General features: G+C 54.5%; 22 protein-coding genes and 1 tRNA gene. 9 read left to right on the top strand and 14 right to left on the bottom strand.

Annotated elements, in window-relative coordinates:
* The first annotated feature begins 69 nt into the window (after positions 1 to 69).
* From ihfA to ACRBCU_RS15930, 4 genes are all read left to right on the top strand, one after another.
* A complete protein-coding gene (gene ihfA, locus ACRBCU_RS15945) occupies positions 70 to 372 on the top strand; it encodes an integration host factor subunit alpha (protein ID WP_431366382.1) in 303 nt (100 codons plus the stop codon).
* 18 nt (positions 373 to 390) lie between these two features.
* Positions 391 to 1,647, top strand: a complete 1,257-nt coding sequence (locus ACRBCU_RS15940; protein ID WP_431366381.1) for a MerR family transcriptional regulator — start codon at positions 391 to 393, stop codon at positions 1,645 to 1,647.
* Between the two features lie 82 nt (positions 1,648 to 1,729).
* A tRNA-Pro gene (locus ACRBCU_RS15935) sits at positions 1,730 to 1,806 on the top strand.
* Positions 1,807 to 1,871: 65 nt separating this feature from the next.
* Positions 1,872 to 2,951: a 2'-deoxycytidine 5'-triphosphate deaminase gene (locus ACRBCU_RS15930; RefSeq protein WP_431366380.1), complete on the top strand. Its 1,080-nt coding sequence runs from the start codon at positions 1,872 to 1,874 to the stop codon at positions 2,949 to 2,951.
* 11 nt (positions 2,952 to 2,962) lie between these two features.
* Here ACRBCU_RS15930 and ACRBCU_RS15925 read toward each other — a convergent pair whose 3' ends face one another.
* The 3 genes from ACRBCU_RS15925 to ACRBCU_RS15915 form a co-directional block, all read right to left on the bottom strand.
* A complete protein-coding gene (locus tag ACRBCU_RS15925) occupies positions 2,963 to 3,787 on the bottom strand; it encodes a sulfite exporter TauE/SafE family protein (RefSeq protein ID WP_431366379.1) in 825 nt (274 codons plus the stop codon).
* Positions 3,788 to 3,848: 61 nt separating this feature from the next.
* On the bottom strand, positions 3,849 to 4,865 hold the full coding sequence (gene dusA / locus ACRBCU_RS15920) for a tRNA dihydrouridine(20/20a) synthase DusA (protein WP_431366378.1): 1,017 nt from the start codon (positions 4,863 to 4,865) through the stop codon (positions 3,849 to 3,851).
* Between the two features lie 154 nt (positions 4,866 to 5,019).
* Positions 5,020 to 6,756, bottom strand: coding sequence for a hypothetical protein (locus tag ACRBCU_RS15915; protein WP_431366377.1), 1,737 nt, complete (start codon positions 6,754 to 6,756; stop codon positions 5,020 to 5,022).
* Between the two features lie 350 nt (positions 6,757 to 7,106).
* Between ACRBCU_RS15915 and kynU the strand changes: the two genes are divergently transcribed.
* A complete protein-coding gene (kynU, locus tag ACRBCU_RS15910; protein WP_431366376.1) occupies positions 7,107 to 8,303 on the top strand; it encodes a kynureninase in 1,197 nt (398 codons plus the stop codon).
* Complete coding sequence (locus ACRBCU_RS15905; RefSeq protein ID WP_431366375.1) at positions 8,300 to 9,148, top strand: alpha/beta hydrolase; 849 nt, start codon at positions 8,300 to 8,302, stop codon at positions 9,146 to 9,148. The genes kynU and ACRBCU_RS15905 overlap by 4 nt, the downstream gene beginning before the upstream one ends.
* A 12-nt stretch (positions 9,149 to 9,160) precedes the next feature.
* Here the strand turns inward: ACRBCU_RS15905 and ACRBCU_RS15900 are convergent, their stop codons facing one another.
* On the bottom strand, positions 9,161 to 10,780 hold the full coding sequence (locus tag ACRBCU_RS15900) for a sulfatase-like hydrolase/transferase (RefSeq protein ID WP_431366374.1): 1,620 nt from the start codon (positions 10,778 to 10,780) through the stop codon (positions 9,161 to 9,163).
* Positions 10,781 to 10,954: 174 nt separating this feature from the next.
* Between ACRBCU_RS15900 and ACRBCU_RS15895 the strand changes: the two genes are divergently transcribed.
* Complete coding sequence (locus ACRBCU_RS15895; RefSeq protein ID WP_431366373.1) at positions 10,955 to 13,384, top strand: heavy metal translocating P-type ATPase; 2,430 nt, start codon at positions 10,955 to 10,957, stop codon at positions 13,382 to 13,384.
* A 49-nt stretch (positions 13,385 to 13,433) separates the two neighbouring features.
* Here ACRBCU_RS15895 and ACRBCU_RS15890 read toward each other — a convergent pair whose 3' ends face one another.
* The 9 genes from ACRBCU_RS15890 to ACRBCU_RS15850 form a co-directional block, all read right to left on the bottom strand.
* The gene (locus ACRBCU_RS15890) at positions 13,434 to 14,447 is read right to left on the bottom strand and encodes a diguanylate cyclase (protein WP_431366372.1); all 1,014 of its coding nucleotides are present in this window, start codon (positions 14,445 to 14,447) and stop codon (positions 13,434 to 13,436) included.
* Positions 14,444 to 15,028 (bottom strand): heme NO-binding domain-containing protein, encoded by a 585-nt coding sequence (locus ACRBCU_RS15885; protein WP_431366371.1) that lies wholly within the window; start codon positions 15,026 to 15,028, stop codon positions 14,444 to 14,446. Before ACRBCU_RS15885 ends, ACRBCU_RS15890 begins: the two co-directional genes overlap by 4 nt.
* Before the next feature lie 130 nt (positions 15,029 to 15,158).
* Positions 15,159 to 16,721 (bottom strand): trimethylamine methyltransferase family protein, encoded by a 1,563-nt coding sequence (locus ACRBCU_RS15880; RefSeq protein WP_431366370.1) that lies wholly within the window; start codon positions 16,719 to 16,721, stop codon positions 15,159 to 15,161.
* An 84-nt stretch (positions 16,722 to 16,805) separates the two neighbouring features.
* A complete protein-coding gene (locus tag ACRBCU_RS15875; protein WP_431366369.1) occupies positions 16,806 to 17,525 on the bottom strand; it encodes an HAD family hydrolase in 720 nt (239 codons plus the stop codon).
* Complete coding sequence (locus tag ACRBCU_RS15870) at positions 17,522 to 17,806, bottom strand: DUF3572 domain-containing protein (protein ID WP_431366368.1); 285 nt, start codon at positions 17,804 to 17,806, stop codon at positions 17,522 to 17,524. The genes ACRBCU_RS15875 and ACRBCU_RS15870 overlap by 4 nt, the downstream gene beginning before the upstream one ends.
* A 110-nt stretch (positions 17,807 to 17,916) precedes the next feature.
* A complete protein-coding gene (locus ACRBCU_RS15865) occupies positions 17,917 to 18,429 on the bottom strand; it encodes a periplasmic heavy metal sensor (RefSeq protein WP_431366367.1) in 513 nt (170 codons plus the stop codon).
* 5 nt (positions 18,430 to 18,434) lie between these two features.
* The gene (locus ACRBCU_RS15860) at positions 18,435 to 18,809 is read right to left on the bottom strand and encodes a hypothetical protein (RefSeq protein WP_431366366.1); all 375 of its coding nucleotides are present in this window, start codon (positions 18,807 to 18,809) and stop codon (positions 18,435 to 18,437) included.
* Positions 18,806 to 19,396: an RNA polymerase sigma factor gene (locus ACRBCU_RS15855; protein WP_431366365.1), complete on the bottom strand. Its 591-nt coding sequence runs from the start codon at positions 19,394 to 19,396 to the stop codon at positions 18,806 to 18,808. Before ACRBCU_RS15855 ends, ACRBCU_RS15860 begins: the two co-directional genes overlap by 4 nt.
* A gap of 79 nt (positions 19,397 to 19,475) precedes the next feature.
* Positions 19,476 to 19,973, bottom strand: coding sequence for an EF-hand domain-containing protein (locus tag ACRBCU_RS15850; RefSeq protein ID WP_431366364.1), 498 nt, complete (start codon positions 19,971 to 19,973; stop codon positions 19,476 to 19,478).
* Positions 19,974 to 20,215: 242 nt separating this feature from the next.
* On the opposite strand from ACRBCU_RS15850, the gene ACRBCU_RS15845 reads away from it, so the two are divergent.
* Together ACRBCU_RS15845 and ACRBCU_RS15840 are read left to right on the top strand one after the other, a co-directional pair.
* Complete coding sequence (locus tag ACRBCU_RS15845) at positions 20,216 to 20,680, top strand: DUF983 domain-containing protein (RefSeq protein ID WP_431366363.1); 465 nt, start codon at positions 20,216 to 20,218, stop codon at positions 20,678 to 20,680.
* 44 nt (positions 20,681 to 20,724) lie between these two features.
* Positions 20,725 to 21,435 carry an NUDIX hydrolase gene (locus tag ACRBCU_RS15840; protein ID WP_431366362.1) on the top strand — a complete coding sequence of 237 codons (711 nt, stop codon included), beginning with the start codon at positions 20,725 to 20,727 and terminating at the stop codon, positions 21,433 to 21,435.
* A gap of 25 nt (positions 21,436 to 21,460) precedes the next feature.
* On the opposite strand, the gene ACRBCU_RS15835 is transcribed toward ACRBCU_RS15840, so the two are convergent.
* The gene (locus ACRBCU_RS15835; protein WP_431366361.1) at positions 21,461 to 22,366 is read right to left on the bottom strand and encodes an EamA/RhaT family transporter; all 906 of its coding nucleotides are present in this window, start codon (positions 22,364 to 22,366) and stop codon (positions 21,461 to 21,463) included.
* Positions 22,367 to 22,371: the final 5 nt, after the last annotated feature.

Genomic DNA, 22,371 nt, shown 5'->3' with positions numbered 1-22,371 from the left:
CTTAGCACGACGCACTTGACTCATTTTTCCCCCTGCCCTTAAGGTAGCTCAATTGCCTTGGGGGCGCTTATGACTGAAAAAACTTTAACGCGTATGGACCTTAGCGAAGCAGTGTTTCGTGAGGTCGGTCTATCTCGCAATGAATCCGCAGATTTGGTTGAAAACATTCTGACGCATTTGTCTGATGCACTTGTCGCTGGCGAACAGGTGAAAATTTCATCCTTTGGCACTTTTAGCGTGCGTGACAAAGCGGCCCGCGTTGGCCGTAATCCTAAAACGGGACAAGAGGTTCCAATCAATCCGCGCCGCGTTTTGACGTTCCGCCCGTCGCATTTGATGAAAGATCGCGTCGCAGACGGCAACAAACGCTAAAGCAGGAGCGCTGCCGCGATGGCCAAGTCAAAGGACGCTTTTCGTACAATCAGCGAAGTCGCTGAGTGGCTAGAGACGCCAGCCCATGTGCTGCGGTTCTGGGAAAGCAAGTTTACGCAGGTAAAACCCGTGAAACGCGCAGGCGGTCGGCGCTATTATCGCCCCGCTGATATGCGTTTGCTCGGCGGTATCAAAAAGCTGCTGCACGACGATGGCCTGACGATCAAAGGCGCGCAAAAACTGCTGCGCGAGCATGGCGTGAAACATGTGGCCGAGCTGTCCCAGCCTTTGGAAGAGGACCTCTTGGAAGAAGCGGGCTTGCTTGAAGCCGCTTTTGAGCCAGATGCCCAGCCAGAGCCAGTTGTCGATGAACCCGCCACGGTGCTGAGTTTCCCAAACCGTACCGAGCAAGCTGCGCCCGAAAACGTTGCTGCGCCAGACCCTGTAGAAATACCTGCTGAAGCGCCCACACAGGAAACAGCGGCCTTTGCTGAGCCGACTGCACAGGCTGAAACGCCTCTGCCTGTTGAAGCCGCAAAAGACAGTCCAGAAGAACCAACGATCGAGCCAGAGCCAGAGCCAGAGCCAGAGCCAGAGAGCCAAGCAAGCGCGCCTGAGACGTCTAGTGACGCGCCAGCCTTTGGCAGCGATGCCCTGCCTGCTTTCATGCGCCGCACCCCGACAGCTCAGGTCGAAGACGCGCCCAAACAACCGCAAATGCAGGAAACCCCTAGCGGCGAACCTGAGCCCGAAGCGGAGCCAGCGCCTACCGCTGAAAAAGCGCCGTCCAAACTAACAATCGATCCCGTTGCAAGACTTCAACCCGTTGAAACATCTGTCGACGACGCGCAAGAACCCGCCGCTGATGTGCCGCTCGAGACGGCACAAGATGACGCCGCATCGGAATCGCAGCCCCCAGCTCCCGCGCTGCCCGCTGAGGAACCAGCCCAGCAAGTAGAAACACCAGCTGCGCCAATGTTTACGCACCGCACGAGGCTTGCTGAAACAACTGAGCCTGTTGACGCGTCCGCGTCGGATCAGAACGAAGATGCACCAGCGCCCGTTCAACCAGAAGAACCAGCGCCAGCCCCCGCGCCAGCAATTGATCTGCCATCTGTCGCCAAAATCGCACCTGAATTGGCAAGCTACACAGCAAAACCCGGCGTGTTAGCTGCTCTGCCCGGCGCGCGTGGCATTTCTCCAGAGCTGGCCGATCAACTCTCTGAGCATTTGGCGGAACTGCGCAGTTTGCGTGACAGAATGCAAAGTCACTAGCTCTTTTGGCACGCGCCTCTCAGACATACATTTTGCGCTTGCCCTTTGATGCAGTTCCATTAAACAGCGCTTTATCAAGCGTCGGGCTATGGCGCAGTCTGGTAGCGCGTCCGTCTGGGGGACGGAAGGTCGCAGGTTCAAGTCCTGCTAGCCCGACCACTTATAAACGAGTTTCGAACTGTTCATTTAAAGCCCCCCTCACCCGATTGATTGGAGCCAGATAAATGACAGGTGTTCTTCCCAGCCAGCGACTAGAGCAAATGATTGCACAGGGACAGATCAGCGGATCGCCCTCTGTCATTCCTGAGCAAATCCAACCTGCAAGCCTTGATCTGCGTCTTGGTAGCGTTGCCTACCGCGTGCGCGCTTCGTTTCTCGCAGGTCATGGGCGCCGCGTAGAAGATCGTCTCAAAGAATTTGAAATGCACCGCATTGATTTGACGGACGGGGCGGTTCTCGAAAAGGGCTGCGTGTATGTGGTGCCTTTGATGGAAAGCCTCGACTTACCCGACGGTTTGCAAGCAGTCGCAAATGCAAAAAGCTCTACTGGCCGCTTGGATCTGCTCACGCGCACGATCACGGATGGCGGCGCCGAGTTTGATCGCATCGCGCTTGGCTACAAAGGACCGCTCTACGCTGAAATCTGCCCGCGCTCCTTTTCCGTTCTTGTACGCCCTGGAATGCGTTTGAACCAAATTCGTTTTCGAGAAGGCCAAGCCGTTCTTGATGACACCGAAATGCATGCGCTACACGCAAGCGACGTTTTGGTGAACGGCGAGGCTTTGATAGACGACGGTCTTGGTTTTTCCGTCGATCTTAAACCCGAAGGCACCGATCTGGTCGGGTATCGCGCCAAACCACATACTGGCGTCATTGATCTGGACAACATCGGCCACTACGACCCTTCTGAATATTGGGAGGAGGTCCGCAGCAAAGACGGGCAAATCATTCTCGACCCCGGCGCATTTTATATTCTGGTGAGCCGTGAAGCCGTGCACATTCCCCCAGCCTACGCGGCCGAAATGGCGCCCTATCTCGCTATGGTTGGCGAGTTTCGGGTTCACTACGCTGGATTCTTCGATCCGGGCTTTGGTCACAGCGCGGCTGGCGGCACAGGCTCGCGCGGGGTGTTAGAAGTGCGCTGCCACGAAGCCCCGTTTGTTCTAGAGCACGGACAAGTCGTCGGGCGTCTTGTTTACGAACATATGGCAGAGGTTCCCCAGCAGCTCTACGGCGCTGGGATCGCGTCGAACTATCAAGGCCAAGGCTTGAAGCTGTCCAAGCACTTCGCTGCGCCAGCCTAAGTTAAAGGCTATTACCAACCAATCGCTTTTCGCAGCATGTTCAATGCGACGAGGATCAAGAACACGCCAAAGGCCTTCTTCAACGGCCCTGCATCCATCGCATGTGCAAGGCGTACCCCCCAAGGGGCTGTCAGCAACGTCATGGCGATGACCACGATGAAAGCAATCAAATTCACCGCGCCCAAGGTAAACGGTGGGCGCCCGCTTGGCTCGATTGGAACAAACAGAAAGCCAATCACCGCAGGCACCGCAATCAAAACGCCGAAACCTGCCGCTGTCGCCACTGCGCGATGGATTGCGACCCCGTGAAGCGACATGAAGGGCACGCCGAAACTACCGCCGCCAATCCCCATCAAGACCGACATGAACCCCAGTAAGGGCGAGACCCCCATCCGCTTTGCGCCTTGCGGCATTGCCTCGGCCAAACGCCATGAACTGCGTCCAAAGCTCATGTAGGTGCCGACGATAAGGGCCAGAATGCCAAAGATGAATTGCAGCGTTCCAGAGCGTAAACTGGACGCAACAAGCATCCCGCAAAGCGCGCCGATCACGATGCCGGGAGCCCAAGTCCGCAGAATGTCCCAATCCACAGCCCCCTTTTTGTTATGGCTCAAAACAGAGCGCACAGACGTCACGATGATCGTCGCAAGAGACGTCGCCAAGCAAATCTGCATCAACTGCGGTCCGCCAAACCCAAGCGCGCCAAAGACGTAAAAGAAGGCTGGCACCAAAACGATACCGCCCCCAACGCCCAACAATCCTGCCAACACCCCAGCAATCGCACCGGTGATGAGCAACAATATCAGCATTTGCATCAACAGGAATGGATCAGACATCATGGCCTCTTTCACAGTTTGCAGCACTCAAGCCCGAAACACCACGTACTCGCAAGTGGCGTTAACACAAAACCGGTCGCGCGGCGTGCATCTTTTCAATCGCTTCGACAACCGTGTGTGAACCCGCGTCGGGCTTATGCGCGTTTTCTGACAAGTGCCGCTTCCAGTGGCGAGCGCCGGGTTGACCCGCAAAAAGCCCAAGCATGTGACGTGTCACCTGCCCCAACTTGCCGCCACTGTGAATATGCGCGTCGATATAAGGCAGCATTTGCAGCGCAATGTCTTCGCGAGTTCGCTCAAGCGGAGCTTGCCCGAAGATCAGATGATCCGCTTGCATCAAGATATCCGCAGGCTGATGATAGGCCGCGCGCCCGATCATCACCCCGTCCATTCCACGATCTAGCGCAGCCATCGCATCCTCAAGCGTTGCAATCCCGCCGTTCAGGCTCAGATGAAGCGCTGGAAACAGCCCCTTCATCTGCTGCACCAGATCGTAATCCAGCGGGGGAATATCGCGGTTTTCTTTTGGACTAAGCCCCTGCAACCACGCTTTGCGTGCATGGATCGAGAACCTGCCAACCCCTGCCCCCGCAACACGCGCGATGAACTCGGGCAAGACATCGCTTGGCTCTTGATCATCCACGCCGATGCGGCATTTCACCGTGACTTCAACGGGCGACGCCTTGATCATCGCCGCGCAGCATTCTGCCACCAACTTAGGGTCACGCATCAAGATCGCGCCAAACGTTCCCGATTGAACCCGATCCGAAGGACAGCCGACATTCAGGTTGATTTCACTATACCCTGCTTCGGCCCCAAGGCGCGCCGCTTCGGCTAACTCGGCGGGATTTGAACCGCCAAGTTGCAACGCCAGTGGCTGTTCTTCGGGCGAGTAATCCAATAAATGCAGCGCCCCGCCCCTCACCAGTGCAGGTGATGTGACCATTTCAGTGTAAAGCAACGCATGCTGCGACAAGAGACGATGGAAAAACCGACAATGCCGATCTGTCCAATCCATCATAGGTGCAACGGAGAGCTTTGCGGCGCGGGCCGCGTTATTGAAATTACTTGCAGTCACTTCTTGAATTCCACGTTCAGAGCAGCTGCTTACTAACACATAAGCACAGAAGTGGTAGAGCAGCTCGTCTGCCAAAACAAGAACGGGCCACGAAACCGCAGCCCGTTCCAATTTGCGATGAGACCTAAGCGAGCGCTTAGTCCTGATCTCGTCGTTAGGCTAGGAAAAGAACCCCATCGAAAATAAAGTCACTGAGCCCCACATTGCCCGCAAGGTCCAACTCAAAGTCGGCGGCACCGTCTCCGTCAACATCGCCAGAGAGCGTCGTTTTCGAGCCGTCGAATTCGTAGCGCAATTCTCCAGCTTGGTTAGAGAACGCGAGCGAATCAATAAAGAAAAAGTCGTCATTGCTTACGGTATTCGTATTCGCATCAATCGCGCTCAAATCAATGACATCCGGGCCGTTCGCATAATCTTGGATCAGGTCATTATTGCCGCCAGACCCGCCAAAATGGCCAATGTCTGTAAAGATAAACACGTCCGAATCCGCACCGCCAAAGAGGGTATCAGCGCCTTTGCCGCCAACGATCTGGTCAATGCCAGAACCGCCTTTGATGACATCTCGGCCAGAGCCGCCAAAGAGCAGATCATGGCCGTCGCCACCTTTGATCGTATCATAGCCAGAGCCACCGAAGATCAAATCTTCATCGTCGTTGCCATGCAGTACATCAGCGCCTGCGCGGCCCAGGATGAAGTCACTGTCCGCACCGCCGCGCAAATCGTTAGCGCCGCGCGAGCCGCGCAACATATCATCGCCCTCACCGCCACTAACGCGACCTGACAATTCGACGCGCGCACTCACCGTTAGAACATCATCGCCATCGCCCATATCGAGCGTCCCATCCAGAATTGCAGTATCGTTCAAACTTACGGTATCGTTGCCCTCTCCCATATCAAGCGAACCAATTGTTACGCCGCTATAGCTCCTAAAGCTATCATTCCCGCCATGAAAGAACAGATCGCCCTCAATGCTCCCCCCGTTGTCGACCCCGTTTGAGTGCTCGTTGCCAGTAAAGGCAGTGCCGCTCAGCGCTTCGAATGATCCAGTGTCATAAACAGAAAGCTGCCCGTTCCCCATATTAGAATTTGGCGTAACGCCCGCGCTTACGGTGACTGAGCCGAACATATCCCCAGATTCAACGGCAAATCTGCCGCCATCAATCACAGTATCTGAAATTTGCACGCCGCCAACGCTGTAGGTACCGCTGGTTACGGTAACCAAATCTGTGATGAAGCCATGTTCGACAAAATTACCGTACATACCAAGTGTCACAGGACCAGTGATCGTTCCATGGTTTGAAACGAACGCGTCGCCGACATCTAGTGCCCCATCGATCGTTCCATAGTTGTGTACATTCGCATAGTTCATCGTCACGTCGCCGTTGATTGTGCCGTGATTGAATATGCTCGCGCCATTTGTCAGATGTAGCGCGTTGTTGATGCTTCCGTGGTTTGTTAAGTTGGTTGAGTAATTTGTCAGCGTAAGCGTGCCAACCAACGACATCGCCCCGCCAAATGTCATGCTTGTCGCATTGATCGTCAAACCGCCCAAGGATGTAATGTTAGAGCCAATGTCAAACGCGACGTTTGCGTTCTGACTCGTAATTGAACTTCCGGAAATAAAATCCAAAGTACCGCCCGCAAAATTGTGGCTTACTCCAGAACTGGCGCCCGTATGCAGAGTCACACCTCCAAGCGAAACAACGCCAGAGACTGTCGTCACCGCAGGGCTGGTGCTTAGATGAAATGTCGCGCTATCACCTGCGTTAAAAACCGTATTTGAAAAACCGCCGTCGGACGTCCAACTAGTCGTAGTACCTTCGTCCCAAAAACCGCTACCATTTACCACTGTACCGTCCAGAGTGGTCGTGTCCCATGTGAGATTAGCCATTCCAAGATCTCCTTAATATTAGTGGAATGCGTCACAGGGCCTGAAAAACCGTGGCATAGCAATAACTTCCGCAAAAATTCGCCTTTAATGCACATATTTACAACCAAGGATTGCGACTTCAGCAGCGCAAATCCAAAACACCGATAGCATTCGGTCCGCGCCAACACTCACTCGGAAACGCATTTCCAGTCCCGTGCGCGCTTTGGGCTAAACAATGCGTCCAGTGCACGGCTTCGCAAAGAACAAAAACCAGCCTCTGGCAGATCGGGCACGAAAGAAGTGTCCACCTCTTGCCACGCCTTCCAACTTCTGTTCCACTTTCGCGAAACTTGATGTTCAGAAAGCCCTCAATGACCGATTTTGCCGCGACACGCGCTATGTTCGATATCCCAGAAGGGATGACTTATCTTAATGGGAATTCGCTTGGCCCAATGCCCAAAGCGTCGCCCGAAGCGATGATGTCTTTTCTTAACGAAGAATGGCGCAGCGAATTGATCAAAGGCTGGAACACCAAAGGTTGGTTCATGCAGCCCAATACCCTTGGCGATCGCATCGGCAAATTGATTGGCGCTGAGGCTGGAACAACTGTGGTCTCAGACACTTTGTCGATCAAAGTGTTCCAAGCGGTTGGCGCAGGGCTTTCTTTGGTGCCAGAGCGCAAGGTGATCTTGTCCGACACGGGCAACTTCCCCACCGACCTTTATATGGTACAAGGTCTCGTTAAGCTGAAACAAGACGGCTACACGCTGCGCACTGTTGAACCCGAATCCGTCATGGATGCGATCACCGATGACGTGGCCGTCGTCACGCTGACCGAGGTGGACTACCGTACGGGCCGCAAACACGACATGAAAGCGATCATTGAAAAAGCCCATAGCGTCGGCGCTGTCGTTGTCTGGGATCTCGCGCATTCCGCAGGCGCATTTCCTGTGGATGTGTCTGGCACTGACGTCGATTTTGCCGTCGGGTGCACCTACAAATTCCTGAACGCTGGCCCTGGCGGCCCTGCTTTCATCTACGTTGCGCCGCGCTTGATCGACGTGGTCGAGCCAGTTTTGTCTGGCTGGTATGGCCATGAAGCGCCGTTTGCATTCGATACCGACTACCGCCCGATGCCGGGCAAGATTGACCGTATGCGTATCGGCACCCCATCTATCGCATCTTTCGCTCTGTTGAGCGCAGCACTTGATGTTTGGGAGGGCGTCGACCTTGCGGATGTACGTGCGCGCGCAGAAGAATTGATGACCCTGTTCATCAACGAAGTCTCCGCGCGATGCCCGGGGGTGACGCTTGCTGGCCCAGCAAATATGGACGAACGCGGCTCGCATGTTTCGTTCCATTTCGAGCATGGATATGCCTGTATGCAAGCGCTGATTGATCGCAAAGTCATCGGCGACTTTCGCGCACCCGACATGATGCGCTTTGGTATAACCCCGCTTTTCGTAGGTAAGAGCGATATTATGAAAGCCGTTGATACGCTGGAAGATATCCTGCGCACTGAAGCCTACAAAGAAGATCGCTTTAACGTGCGATCTGCCGTGACATGAGCCAACGGCGCAAACATTGGCGCGACATGGCTGACACCGAGCGCGGTATCGCCTATTCGCCAAGCGCGTCGCTGCCCGATGGAGATCTCACTCCGTTTCTGGAAACCTACGCCAAACTGAGCGCTGAAACCTACGCCGCGCATAGTGATGTGCAAACCCTCACCTATGGCAAGCGGCCCTCAAACACCGTCGATCTTTTCCGCCCGAGCGGCAATGCAGCGCTGCCACTCCATATCTTCATTCACGGCGGATATTGGCGTGCATTGTCCAAACGCGAAAGCACCTTCCCTGCGCAGGGTTTTCTCGATCAAGGCATTGCCTACGCTGCCGTTGATTACACGCTGGCGCCACATGCATCGCTGGACGAAATCGTGGCAGAATGTTTGGCTGCGGTGACGATGATGTTCGAGCAGGCACAACAGCTTGGCGTTGATCCTAACCGTATTTCCTTGTCAGGCAGCTCAGCTGGCGCACATCTTGCGGCGATGACCTGCCTTGGCCTTGCGCCTCAGCATCGCCCCTGTGCAGCAATTCTTCTCTCGGGCGTCTTTGAGCTAGAGCCCCTCGTTGGCACCTATATCAATGATCCCGTGAAAATGAGCATCGAGGGTGCGCATCGCAACAGCCCTGCCTTGAAGGATGTTTCAAACTTCCCCAAAGCGCTCCTTGCATATGGAGAAATAGAGCCCGACGAATTCAAACGGCAAACCCATGATTTTGCAGCAAAATTGCCCGAGGCGCAGGCGCTTGAGGTGTCCGGCCGCAATCATTTTGACGTTGTGCATGATCTCTCGAATGAAAGCGCGCTCGCTCAGCATATCGCAAAGCTCTGCGTTGCGGACTAACGGTCTAGCGGCCTAAGACAAAGGATGCACAGCCTTTGGCGTGTCCTTAACGTCTTGCTCATCGTAAAAGCCGATCAACACGCCAATTTCACACTCGCTGTCCTCGTAATCAATGCGACGCGAGATCGGTGTTGTGCCGGACGTGTGATGCGCCATTGACCATTCATCAAGATGTGCGCGCAGCTTTGCAAGCGCAGCGATTGAGCTGGCCTCACGCCCAATATCGCGCAATTCCTTGGGATCGTTTTCTAAATCGAACAAAACGGGAGGCAGATTGGCATTTGAAAAGACCGCTTTGAAACGCCCATCAAACACCATCACCATACGGCACTTATCCACGGGCAACCCTAGATGAGTGCACGCATAGGTCTCGCTAAAATCTACTTCGCTAATCGCGTAATCGCGCACTGGTTGCGCCTTGGGATCATGCAGAAACGGCATCAGCGAATGACCCTCTAGAACATCGTAGTTCGGCTCGCCGCCCGCAAAGTCAACGAAGGTCGGCAGCAAATCTATCCCCTCAACCAACTCATAGCACACGCTGCCGCGTGTCGCATCCGCCGCGGCAGTTGGATCAAATAGGATCAAAGGCACCTTAACCGCTTCTTCATGGAAAAACTCTTTGTCTCCAAGCCAATGATCACCAAAATAGTCCCCGTGATCAGAGGTAAAGACGATCAACGTGTCTTCCCATTGCCCCGTGTCTTTCAGCGCCTCGAAAACGCGGCCCAATTGGTCGTCAATCTGCTTGATCAAGCCCATATATGCGGGAATCGCTTTGTCACGCAGCTTTTCTCGCGCGAACATTTTGGCGGAGCGTTTTTCATATTGCGCACCAAGCAAGGGGCCGGAATTTTCGCGCTCGCGTTCATTTCGGTTTGGTTCAGGCACGTCCTCGGGGCCATACATGCTCGCGTAGGGTTCTGGGACAATATAGGGCCAGTGAGGCTTGATATAGCTCAGGTGCAAGCACCAGCTATCGCCGGCGTTTTTTTCGATAAATTCGATACTGCGCGACGTTGTATAGGGCGTTTCGCTGTCTTCCTCCGCGATGCGCGCAGGCAAATCATTGTTCTCGATGAACCACCCTGTTTTGAGTTCTCCATCTGCCCCTTCGGCGGAATTGGCCCAATCATGCCAAGGATTGTCGCCCTTATACCCTTTTTCGTTCAAATACTCGAAATAGTGGCTTGGACGCCGTGTGCCTTTGGCGGGATATACACCGTCGAGCCGATCCCAAAGCTCGAACCCGCATTCCGAGATCCGTTGACCCGCAGGGCTGCACGGATCAATGCCCAGCCGCGCCATGCCATCCAAGTCTGGCGTCATATGGGTTTTGCCACAAAGCGCCGTGCGCATCTTCAATGGGTTCAAATGATCCCCAAAATTCATCTCGCCTATCCGCAAAGGCGAGCCGTTCCAGTATGACCCATGGCTGCGCGGATAACGCCCTGTATACACCGACATGCGACACGGCCCACAAAGCGGCGCAGGCACATAAGCGTTAGAAAACCGAACGCCGTTTTCAGCTAACATATCAATATTGGGCGTCTTCAAAACGGGGTGGCCCGTGCAGCCCAAATAGTCGTGGCGCAACTGGTCACACATGACGAAAAGAATGTTTTTGGGCATTTTCAGACAGGTCCAGTTGGGCTTGATTTTAGCGTTGCCGCGAGCAAAGCCCAATATCGCGCTGCATGCAATGCGAAGCCAAGATGCCGCGACGTTTTCAGATGATAAAGTTCATGAATGGGCCTATATGAAAGCAAATACGTTTGATCATCCTGTACCCTCAAGGCTCAAAAAATGTCCAACCCATTGGTGTTTTCAGTTCAGGGGCTCAACTGCGCCTCATGCTCGGCCCGCGCAGAAACCGCACTAAAGTCAGTTGCAGGCGTGAGCGATGCACGGGTCAATTTTGCGACGGGTCAGGCCGAAGTCGATCCCGAGGCACCGTTGCGCGCGATCGATTTGCACGCCGCTCTCGAAAACATTGGCAAACCTGCACCCCTCGAAACAATACGCCTTCGGGTTAATGGAATGAGTTGCGCCTCATGCGTTGCGCGGGTCGAGCAGGCTTTGCTGGACGCACCGGGTGTCGTGTCCGCAAAGGTCAACCTCGCAACGGGACAAGCAGAAATCGAAGGGCTTGGCATAAAGGCGCAAAACCTTGTTGGCGCGGTGCAAAGTGCAGGCAAAACCGCGGAGCCGCTATTGCGCGGCGCGTCGCAAGATCACGACCCCTCGCACGCACATGAAGACACGTCAAACGAAATGCGCCGCGCGTTTTTAATGGCCGCGATCCTGACCCTACCAGTTTTCGCTCTGGAAATGGGCGGCCATGCGTTTCCAGCTTTGCATCATTTCATTGCACGCACCATCGGGATGCAGACCAGTTGGGCAATCCAATTTATGCTAACCGCCTTGGTTATCTTGGGCCCGGGTCGAACGCTTTGGCGCGCTGGCCTGAGCGCGCTTTGGCGATGGCAGCCCGACATGAATGCCCTCGTGGTTCTCGGATCAGGCGCCGCATTTCTATACTCATCACTCGCCCTCTTCTTTCCTGAAACGCTCCCGATTGCGGCGCGCGCTGTCTATTTCGAAGCTGCAGCAGTGATCATCACCCTTATTCTCGCAGGTCGCTGGATGGAAGCGCGGGCAAAAGGGCGAACGGGCGCTGCCATTTCGCGCCTGCTTGCGCTTCGCCCTTCAAGCGCGTTGGTTCTTCGAGATGGAGAATTTATCGAAATCGAAGCTTCCGCATTGGCGGTAGGCGATGAAATCCGCATTAAACCGGGCGAACGCATTGCAGTAGACGGCATCGTTCACAGCGGAGAAAGCTGGGTCGATGAGAGCATGTTAACCGGCGAACCCCTACCCGTTCTCAAAGCTCAAGGAGCAGAGGTCACGGCTGGCACAATAAATGGCGAGGGCAGTTTCACATTTGTCGCGCAGGCCGTTGGCGCAGACACGACGCTCAGCCAGATTATCGAAATGGTTCAAAGAGCCCAAGGCGCGCGATTGCCGGTTCAGGATTTGGTGAACAAAATCACAGCATGGTTTGTTCCCACCGTCCTTCTGATCGCAGCCTTTACAATTATAGCATGGCTGGTGCTCGGTCCCGCTCCGGCGCTAACCCATGCGCTCGTTGCTGGGGTTGCGGTTCTCATCATCGCATGCCCCTGCGCAATGGGTCTTGCAACGCCAACGTCGATCATGGTCGGCACGGGGCGCGCCGCTGAACTCGGCGTGCTATTTGCTAAGGGCGCGGCCTTGCAAGAGTTACAAGCAGTTAAAACCGTCGCATTTGACAAAACTGGCACGCTTACATTAGGGCAACCGGCCTTAACATCCGTTCATCTGTTTGGAGACATTGACGAGAGCGCGGCGCTCGCGTTAGCCGCATCTGTCGAGCTTAATTCAGAGCACCCGATTGCCCGTGCCTTGATCAAAGCTGCGCAAGAGAAAAACCTGCCTCTTCTTCAAATCTCCAACTTCACCAGCCATTCGGGTGGAGGGGTCAGCGCTCTCATCGATGATGAAAAAACCCTTTTGGGCAATGCTCGTTTCTTGCGATCTCAGGGTGTGACTATAGAAGGCCCCGAAATCGCAGGCACCGAGGTTTTGCTTGCACGTGGCGACACGCTTGTCGCACGTTTTGAAGTTTCTGATCCCTTAAAGGAAAACGCGAAAGACTGCATCGCGCAGCTTATAAAAACAGGCATTTCACCTGTTATGATTACGGGCGACAGTCCCGCAGCAGGCAAACGCGTCGCGGATGAACTTGGCATTTCCAACGTAATTGCGGGCGTTCGGCCAGATGGTAAAGCCGATGCTATCGCTTCGCTGCAATCCAGCGGCCCCGTCGCCTTCGTTGGAGATGGTATCAATGACGCGCCGGCCCTTGCTCAGGCCGATGTCGGGATTGCCATTGGAACCGGTACAGATGTTGCCATTGAAACGGCAGATATTGTTCTCCTTTCCGGTGATCTATCGGGCGTGAGGAACGCCTTTGAAATCAGCGCCGCAACGCTTTCTAATATTCGTCAAAATCTGTTCTGGGCCTTTGCATATAATGCGTTTCTCATTCCAGTTGCGGCAGGCGCGTTGTTCCCATTTTTTGGCTTTATGCTTTCCCCCGCCTTGGCAGCAGGAGCAATGGCCCTTTCGAGTGTTTTCGTACTAAGCAACGCCCTTAGATTGCGTTCTGCTGGCGCTCAAAGAAACAAGACGTGAATTTTCAAACGTAATAGGACCCTCGATAACTTCCGCCTAGTGTTCTGTGTTAACTCAATTCATCAAAAAACGTCGCACATGCGCGCCCTTTGTCCTTTGAAACATATAGCGCCCTATCGGACCGTTGAACCAATTCATCAGCCTCTAGATCTGTGCAATCGTCTTGAATTGCGATGCCTATGCTCGCCGAAATTTTACAAACCTCGCCATTGAACGCGATCGGCTTTTCAATACCGCGAATGAGACGCGCTGCGATATCCGAAAGCTCCCCCTTCGCGGTCTCGTCATCGATCAGGATCATAAACTCATCGCCGCCCACACGCGCAATCATATCGCTCTTTCGGGTTTCCGCGCGCATGACTTTCGCAACCTCTTGCAGCACGTGATCGCCTGCGGCATGTCCCATCGTGTCATTCACTGCTTTGAAGTAATCCAGATCGAGGTGCATCAAGGCAAAAGAGCGTTCTTCATCAACCTTTTGCTGCAAAATGCGATCCGCCGCGCGTCGGTTTTTAAGCCCCGTCAATGTGTCCGTTGCAGCTTGTTCTTCTGCTTCTTGCTTTGCGCCTTGCAAGCGCTGGTTAAGCTTTCGTGAAGCATCCATCGCGGCTGACTTGGCCTCAACCAGATAAAGCATTTCGATTGCCAAATCTGTGGCCGCAAAGTCGGCGCTGCTTAGCCCATAATCCTGAACGCCCTCTACGACTGAAATTCCGAACGACAGATTGACCAAAGCGCCCTGCCCTTCTGGCAATCGCACCAAGACCCCTTTCAAAGCTGTTTTTGGCTTGTCGCGAAGTTCAAGATGTAGCTTGCTTTTTGCCCGCATCAACAGCTCGGACATTGTGACGATCGAACGAGGTCGATCCAGTCGGAACACCTCCAAAAACCGTTTTCCCAAAAGCTCGACGTCAGGGCGAAGCTTGCGCAATGTAGGCGCGACATGAACGATATGTCCCGTCTCGGTCAAACGAAGATGCATCGGGCATAAGATATCTAGCGCGCCTTCCATCTCTGACCAACCCGGCGCGGTTTGCGGTTTAAGATCGCGATCTATCTTCATGCGCGCGCACCAAGTTCAAAATGGTTTCCCGCGGCAAAAGACGTCTCAAGCAGAGAAATGGAAATCGTTTCGACACCAGCCTGTTTCCCGCCATAGTCGAGCAAAACCAAAGCACCGTAGTCATCGGCCATTGCCGTTAACAACCCGATCAGAACATGCCCGAATCCATCTAAATCAGATTGAACGCTGAGGCTAAATTGACTGCACGTATGCTCCCGCAGTTCCAATTTGGGCAACGTTAAATCCGCAACCGCGAGGCGCGCGCGATCTTGCAGGTCATCCAGTGAATAGAGGAAGTCGACAAAATCCACGCCGCCAAAGCGCAAAAGCCGACGCACGGCCTGTTGAGAGGGCTGCGAAACCAAATAGATCCCAAGGCTATGCAAAAGATCTGCCCGATCTGCACCAAGCGCCTGCGTTGCACAATCTATGATCCGAGGAGTCAGGTCTTTTTCATAGACCATCATTGCCTCAAACGAAGGCTCTTCAAGGTTGGCCAAATGCGTCACGGCCTGCCAAGCAGCATTCCCATATGTATCGCGAACAAAGGCCTCTATCGCTTTGTTGACCAAGCCATGCATTTCCAATCCCTTACGCAGTCATAAGGGCAAGTAATGCATCCTGGTTCTTAACAAACCGATAACGCGGACCAATCCAAGCCGCACAAAGCGCCGTGCAATTTAAACAACTTTTAGAATTTGCATTAACCTATCAAAAGTCGGTCGGCGCGCCGCCTTCGGACTTTCTACGCGCCACGAAATCTGCCAACTCTTCACGTATTGCAGCGTCCATTGGCGGCTCTTCAAACTCTTCCAAGATCTGCAAAAACAGGTTGTGCGCGCGCTCGGGCGTCCAGATACCACCAGCGGCCTCCCAGCCTTCGTAGTTTTTCCAATCGCTCAAAAATGGCTGGTAAAACGCGGTCGTATATCGGTCTTGTGTGTGCTGAATTCCAAAGAAATGCCCGTCATTTCCAACCGACTTGATCGCATCCAACGCGATATCATCCGGTGTCGTCGCAAAGGTTGCAGGCTCCATATAGCGTTGAATTTGCTGAAGAACTTCGCAATCCATAATGAACTTCTCCGGCGATGCAATGAGACCTCCCTCAAGCCAGCCAGCCGCATGATAGACCATATTGGTTCCCGATTGCACAGAGGCCCATAGGCTGTTCGAGGTCTCCCACATGGCTTGCCCATCGGGCACGTTAGCCGCGCACACACCCGAAGATCGCATGGGCAAATCATAAAATCGCGCCATCTGTCCCGTCATCTGCGTGGCGCGCATATATTCTGGCGTGCCAAACGCTGGAGCGCCGCTTTTCATATCCACATTCGAGGTGAATGTTCCGATCACGCAGGGACAACCAGGGTTAATGACTTGCGCCAATACGACAGCGCACAGCGCTTCCGCCAGCGATTGCGCCACTGCGCCAGCCATCGTCACAGGCGCCATCGCGCCCGCCAAGGTAAAGGGTGTCACCACCAACGCCTGCCCGCGCCGCGCAAGTCGCATCCAACCGTCCATCATCGGAAAATCGTGTTTCAGCGGCGATGTTGAGTTGATGTTCGTATACATGTGTGGCTTGGCGTCGAATTCTTCGTGGCTCAAACCACCCGCGATACGCACCATTTCCATCACATCTTCGACGCGTTCTTTACCGAGGCTATAGGCGTGCATGACTTTATCGGTGATCGTTAACTTGTCAAAAAGCACATCGAGGTGACGCACAGAGGCATGTACATCCACGGGTTCAACCGGATAGCCCCCCGCAAAATGGATACAGTTGAAATATTGCGTTAGTTTCAAAAGGTTTTGGCACATCTCGCGGTTGCCGGGCACCTTTTTACCTAGTGACATATCCCAGTAATTGGGCGGCGACGACACATTGCCAAAGAGCAGCGTCTTGCCGCCAACGGTGATCGTGCGCTCGGGATTGCGAGGGGTGATATCGAATTGACTTGGGGCCAACGCGATTTTTTCCATCACGAAATCGCGCCCCATCCGCACATTGCTGCCGTCGATGTCACAGCCACCGCTTGCACGCAAAATTTCAAGCGCTTCGTCATTCAGGAACTCAATGCCGATCTCTTCCAAGATACGCATTGCGCCATCGTGAATAGCTGCGACGCCTTCTTCGTCCAATGGCTCGGTCGGGCGATCTAGGTTTTGCGGCAGACGCCAAGGACTTTGTTCAATTGCTGCGCTTCCACGGCGGTTGGCCGCCCCTGCGCGTCCGCCACTTCTACGTCGTCGTGTGTCCGATCCAGCCATATTGATCCCCCTTACATTAAGGATATCAAACGCATCACAGCCACAGAGAGTGATCCTAAAGGCGACACATCTTGTCGTATTTTGCTATTTGCGCGCAGACTGGCCTGCCAACCATTCGGGAAGCTGTCCAATATCGCTCAGAACAGCGTCCGCATGCGGCGCAAGCTCGGATGCGCGTGCAACACCTGTCAGAACGCCGATAGCTATCATGCCCGCTGCGCGCGCCGCTTCCAAATCATGTGTGCTGTCCCCAACCATAATGGTATTGAACGGATCAACGCGAACATGATCGCAAAAGGCGAGCAAAGGCGCAGGATCGGGTTTTGCGCCAAACCCGCTATCGCTGCCGCAAACGAAATCGAAATGTTCCCGAACGCCTGCAGAGCGCAGATGACTGTCCGCGACACTATGCGCATCATTGGTCATCACGCCGAGCTTTAAGCCGCGCTGCCCGAGATCCTCAAGCAAAGGTGCAAGTGGAACAGCAGGAGAAACAGGTGCCAGCGCCGCGCTTCGCGCAATTTCTTGGTTGAGCGCATCTACGTCGGTGCGCTTCAACGCCTGCGCCATGACTTCTGCTATCTCCAAATTACTGGCAGCGATTGCTATAGAGCTGGGCAAAAACGTCCGCTTGGCCAGATCAAAACCCACAGCCGCGCAGAGTTCGTCCAATACATCAGCCTTGCCACCGCATAGGCTTGGCAAGAAGTCAGCCGCCCAACTGTCCCAAGTGCGCCTGAAATCAAAAAGCGTGCCGTCTTTGTCGAATAGCGCAGCCTGAAAGCGATCAACCCGCGCGCTCATGTCCAACTTACCTCTGCGCCGCCGGGCATCATTTGCCGCGCTTCACCCAAACTTTCGTAAGGGACATTGAGCGCATCACAGCACGAGATGACCCACTGATCGTCCATCATAAGGAAATCAAGCACACTTAAGAGAAACTCCGGTTCCGAAGCGCGCGCGCGAATATCAGATTCACTCGCGCCGCTGGCCCCAAGAAACACCGGCAAGATATCCTCTTGCCCGACAATCCAGCCCAGAGCATTCAACGAGAAAACTTCAGCAGCTTCGCGCGACATAGCCATTGCGATGCCCCTCCCCAACAACAGACCTCGAATTCGCTTTGATCAAGACCGATCAAATGACGATACCTGAAAACTGCTTCGCACGACCTGAGGTCTATTTCCAGAGAACATTAACGCTCATTGCGGGGACCACGCGTTTTTCTTTCGTCCAAGTGTACTTGCACCCGATCGGCATAGCTGCGCCTGTCTTCAACGCTCATCTCGCTCAATCGCTGGATCGAAAGCTCGCGCCCCAATTTCTGGAACCCGCCTGCGCGATTGATTTGGGCTTCCATAATGGACAAAGCTCGCTCTGCGTCAAAGTTTTCGCTGCGCACAACCTTCAGAAAGGCTTGGTAGTCTGCTTCATTTGCAGCAATGGCCTCGCGCCGATCTGGCAAGCGTGAACGCATTTCCTTGCGCAAGCTGCGCTTAGCGTCTCGATCAAACGCTTTGACATAAGGCGCCGAAATTTCGCGGGATCCGGGAGGGCCGCTACGGGATCTAGGGCCGTGCATAAGCGCGCCGACGATGGCAAAAATCACCAGCAGATTAAGCGCCAAGGACAGGCCAAACAGAATGCGAAAGCGGCGTTTGGGTTTGCTGACAGGCGGTGTCGGTTGTTGTGTGTCTGGGCTGCTCATAAGTGTTACCCTTCGAACAAGGTGAAATCAAAGCCGTCGCCGAAATCGTCCGTCTCGGTGAGGGACGCTGTATCGCCGCTCAAGACTGCGTTAAACGGATCCAGTAGACTTTGGGGGGGGCTAATCCCGATCCAAAGACCCGTGACTGCGGCCGTTGCGAGACCTGCAAAGGCAGGCCATCCGCCAATAGCGTCGCTCAAACCCGATAAGAAGTGTTGTACAGGCCCGCGTTTCGGAGTTGGCGTTGCCATAACACCCAAAGGTGCCGGCTGCATCGCTTCTGCATCGCTTAACACGCGCGCAAGAAAATCCGCAGATGGCTCGGGCGGCGCACGACGCGCGCTTTCAAACATCGCTGTGAGATCGTCTTTATCGCTCATCGCACATCTCCTTCAAATCCGAGGGCGTCTTTTCGCCCCTTTAAAATCTTCGCCAACGCGCGTTTTCCACGCGATGTCAGGCTTTCTACAGCTTCCACGCTGATCTCCATAACCTCGGCGATCTGTGGATTTGGCATTTCTTCCAAGTGGCGCAAAACAACCGCTTGTCTTTGCCGTTCGGGAAGCTCCAACAACGCGCCTTGCAAGGCGTCATGGCGCGCACGCCCCTGCATTTCATCAGCCGCGCTCAGGCTTGGATCAATTGGTTCGTCTACTGCATCAAGCGAACTGGTTCGCGTTTTGCGCAAACGATCCGTGCACAGGTTCGCCGTAACGCGGTAAAGCCAGGTTGTAACCTTCGCCTCGCCCGTGCGCCACTCTGGCGCGATCTTCCAAACACGCATCATCGCGTCTTGCGCAACATCCTCAGCCTCTGCTGCATTGCCAAGCATCCGAAACGCCTGCGCATAAGCGCGCGGCGCCAAACGCAAGGTGAGAATGCGTGCAGCAGCTTGATCACCATTGGCGTAAAGCTGCAAAAGCGCATCGTCACTTATGTCTGCATTTTGGTCCAAAGGCATTGTCATTCAAGTCTTTTACGAAAGCTTCCGAATAAGGTCGAGGGGCCTGCCCCGCGCATAACCGCGGAGCAGATCGTTGCAAAAATTATTCGCCGCGCTTTTTGTCTTTATGCTTGCCGCGACCAAACTTTTCGACCTTGGCAAACTCTTCTTCGGAGATCGATCCATTGCCATCCGTATCGATCCGCTCAAACATCTTTGCGCCGCGCCCTTCTTTGCGACCTTCGGACATTTCTTCAAAGCTGATCATGCCATCCCCATCGGTATCGTGACGCTCGATCATTTTGCCAGCGCGTTTTTCGGCGCGTTTGTGACCGTCCTTGGTCATTTCCTCAACGCTCAACTTGCCGTCGCTGTTTGCATCACGCGCGTCAAAACGAACCCGTGCATGCGCTGCCAATTCTTCTTTGCTCACTTCGCCGTTGGCGTCTGTGTCCAGCTGGCTAAAGGACGGGCGCTCTTTGCGCATCTTGCCGCCGTGCTTGCCTTCGCCGTCACCAGATGCCGCTTGCGCTGCAAAACCAACCGAGATGATCAGACCTGTAAGAGCGATCCGCTTTGTCATGTTTGAAAACTTAGTCATTTAACTACTCCGGTTTATCGACCAATCTTTGGCCATTGTGTCAGGCGTTTCTTGCCTGTTGTGGTAGGTCAAACGGAGCAGCGGAAAGTTTCCGTCGCACTTTTTTTGATCTTTTCGAAAAAACTCTCCGCGCGCCGACGCGACATCCCGACGCAAGGCGCATTTGCACACTAGCAATACGTTCATGCGCGGCTCATGAAGATGCTCTACTAAAGTATTACTAGTTCCAAAGGGCTGAGATCATGTCTGTAACATATACCGACTCTCCTAACGCGGCATCTAATTCGGCGCTCGAAGCAGAGCAAAGCCCTGAACGTGCACTCAAACCTGCGTTGCTGCGCGGGTGGCGACGTAAATGCCCCAATTGCGGCGAAGGCCCGTTGTTGCAGGGCTATCTAAAGATGCGCAAAAGCTGCACCGTCTGCAAACAGGACTTCACGGCGGCGCGTGCGGATGATGGCCCGGCCTATCTTACGATTCTTATCGTCGGTCACTTGATGGCGCCGGGATTGCACATCGCCTTTGTCCACTACCGCCCTGAACCACTTGTGCTGTTTTCCATCTTTGCGGTGGGCTGCGTTGCTCTCTCGCTTTATCTGCTGCCGCGCCTCAAGGGCGCAATTGTAGCGTTTCAATGGTCCCGTCAGATGTTCGGCTTTGCAAACGAAGAGGTCAAAGCCCCTCTTGAAGCCCCCGAAAGCCCGTGATTGTGTAGGCTTCAGCAGGTTCACTGCGCTGGAGCCAATTCAACATGACCCAAGCCGCCCCAATTGATAAAACCGCCATTCGCCATGCTGCGACGGTAATCGTCTTGCGTGATCGCATGAGCGCGCCGCGTGTTCTTATGGGGCAGCGCGGGGCAAAAGCGGCCTTTATGCCAAACAAATTTGTCTTTCCCGGCGGCGCTGTGGATGCAGGCGATGCAGATATTCCGCTTGCAGGTACGATCAATGACGGCTGCTCCGAGCATCTGTTGCGCAAAACAGACGCTGACCGCGTGCATGCGCTTGGCGTGGCCGCGATCCGCGAGTTATGGGAAGAAACGGGTCTCATTCTTGGGCGCGAAGGCAAATGGGATCAAAACCCGCCAGAGGATTGGAAGGATTTTGCCGCCAGCGGGCACGTGCCCGACGCCTCCGCTTTGCAATTCGTGTTTCGCGCGATCACCCCGCCCGGACGCCCGCGCAGATTTGATGCGCGGTTCTTCCTGATTGATGCAGATGCCTTGCTTGGCGACATCGACGACTTTTCGGCTGCCTCTGACGAACTTTCTCATCTGCAATGGATCGCCTTGGAAGATGTGCGCGAATTCGACCTTCCCTTTATAACAGAAGTGGTTTTGGCCGAAATCGCGGGGCGCGCCAATGACCCAACGCCGCCGCCAAGCGTGCCCATGTTCCTAAATACCGAAGAGCAAAGCCTGTTTCTTCGCCTCGGTGGAGCGTCCCCGCTTGATCAATAGTGTTTACCGATCACTCAGGTAAACTCTAATGCACCACCAGGATCAGTAACAAAACGCTCGCTGTAAGAAGCGCAATGCCAATGCCTTCGCGCTTGCTTACGCTTTCTTTGAATACCAAGACCGATACCATCAACGAAAAGATCAGCTCGATCTGACCCAGCGCTTTGACATACGCTGCTGTTTGCAAAGCAAACGCCAAAAACCACCCGAGCGAGCCGCCAAGGCTCATCAAACCGACCCAAAGCGCTTTGCGTCGTGCGGCCCAGACCGCGGTGATTTGGCCCTGCTCAAAAAGGCGCAACCAAACCAACATCGCGCAGAGTTGCATCAGTGTCACCGCCGACAGGGTCAGGGCCGCACGCAGCGCGGGTTCCTCAAAGCTCACTTCCATAATCGCGCCGCGATACGTCACGCCGGAAATCGCAAAGAGCAAACCCGATGCCAAACCTAGCCCCGCTGCGCGTGTAAAGAGCCGCTCTTTCCAGTTCCCTGTCGCTTCTGGCGCGCTGGACAGGAACAAAACCCCCATCAGCCCAACAAGAATCGCGATCAGACCAAGTGCGGAAACCCCCTCGCCCAGAATGATTAACCCGACGAAGGCGGCCTGCACGACCTCTGTTTTCTTGAACGTTATGCCAACCGCAAAATTGCGCGCTCGGAACAGCGCCACCACGCAGACCGTTGCGAGGATCTGCGCAAGCCCTCCCATTGCGCCCATCATCCAGAAACGTGCGCTTAAACTTGGGAATTCTGTGCCGCTAAGGATCATCCACGCGGCCAGTGCTGCGGCAAGCAGCGGCGCAGAATATGCGAAACGCGCGAAAGTCGCGCCGCCCGTAGACAACGCCCCCATGCTCAGTTGCTTTTGCAACATGAAGCGCAAAGTTTGAAAAATCGTGGCGACAATCGTCGCAATTATCCAAAGTTCCATAGGTC

Source organism: Planktotalea sp. (assembly GCF_050633725.1).
Classification (GTDB): domain Bacteria; phylum Pseudomonadota; class Alphaproteobacteria; order Rhodobacterales; family Rhodobacteraceae; genus Planktotalea.
Note: the sequence above shows the minus strand (reverse complement) of the source record. Positions and strands in the feature narration are given on the sequence as shown.

Coding starts and splice junctions, on each gene's coding strand:
- ihfA (WP_431366382.1), top strand. CDS start 70: ATGACTGAAAAAACTTTAACGCGTATGGACCTTAGCGAAGCAGTGTTT.
- ACRBCU_RS15940 (WP_431366381.1), top strand. CDS start 391: ATGGCCAAGTCAAAGGACGCTTTTCGTACAATCAGCGAAGTCGCTGAG.
- ACRBCU_RS15930 (WP_431366380.1), top strand. CDS start 1,872: ATGACAGGTGTTCTTCCCAGCCAGCGACTAGAGCAAATGATTGCACAG.
- ACRBCU_RS15925 (WP_431366379.1), bottom strand. CDS start 3,787: ATGTCTGATCCATTCCTGTTGATGCAAATGCTGATATTGTTGCTCATC.
- ACRBCU_RS15915 (WP_431366377.1), bottom strand. CDS start 6,756: ATGGCTAATCTCACATGGGACACGACCACTCTGGACGGTACAGTGGTA.
- kynU (WP_431366376.1), top strand. CDS start 7,107: ATGACCGATTTTGCCGCGACACGCGCTATGTTCGATATCCCAGAAGGG.
- ACRBCU_RS15905 (WP_431366375.1), top strand. CDS start 8,300: ATGAGCCAACGGCGCAAACATTGGCGCGACATGGCTGACACCGAGCGC.
- ACRBCU_RS15900 (WP_431366374.1), bottom strand. CDS start 10,780: ATGCCCAAAAACATTCTTTTCGTCATGTGTGACCAGTTGCGCCACGAC.
- ACRBCU_RS15895 (WP_431366373.1), top strand. CDS start 10,955: ATGTCCAACCCATTGGTGTTTTCAGTTCAGGGGCTCAACTGCGCCTCA.
- ACRBCU_RS15890 (WP_431366372.1), bottom strand. CDS start 14,447: ATGAAGATAGATCGCGATCTTAAACCGCAAACCGCGCCGGGTTGGTCA.
- ACRBCU_RS15885 (WP_431366371.1), bottom strand. CDS start 15,028: ATGCATGGCTTGGTCAACAAAGCGATAGAGGCCTTTGTTCGCGATACA.
- ACRBCU_RS15880 (WP_431366370.1), bottom strand. CDS start 16,721: ATGGCTGGATCGGACACACGACGACGTAGAAGTGGCGGACGCGCAGGG.
- ACRBCU_RS15875 (WP_431366369.1), bottom strand. CDS start 17,525: ATGAGCGCGCGGGTTGATCGCTTTCAGGCTGCGCTATTCGACAAAGAC.
- ACRBCU_RS15870 (WP_431366368.1), bottom strand. CDS start 17,806: ATGGCTATGTCGCGCGAAGCTGCTGAAGTTTTCTCGTTGAATGCTCTG.
- ACRBCU_RS15865 (WP_431366367.1), bottom strand. CDS start 18,429: ATGAGCAGCCCAGACACACAACAACCGACACCGCCTGTCAGCAAACCC.
- ACRBCU_RS15860 (WP_431366366.1), bottom strand. CDS start 18,809: ATGAGCGATAAAGACGATCTCACAGCGATGTTTGAAAGCGCGCGTCGT.
- ACRBCU_RS15855 (WP_431366365.1), bottom strand. CDS start 19,396: ATGACAATGCCTTTGGACCAAAATGCAGACATAAGTGACGATGCGCTT.
- ACRBCU_RS15850 (WP_431366364.1), bottom strand. CDS start 19,973: ATGACTAAGTTTTCAAACATGACAAAGCGGATCGCTCTTACAGGTCTG.
- ACRBCU_RS15845 (WP_431366363.1), top strand. CDS start 20,216: ATGTCTGTAACATATACCGACTCTCCTAACGCGGCATCTAATTCGGCG.
- ACRBCU_RS15840 (WP_431366362.1), top strand. CDS start 20,725: ATGACCCAAGCCGCCCCAATTGATAAAACCGCCATTCGCCATGCTGCG.
- ACRBCU_RS15835 (WP_431366361.1), bottom strand. CDS start 22,366: ATGGAACTTTGGATAATTGCGACGATTGTCGCCACGATTTTTCAAACT.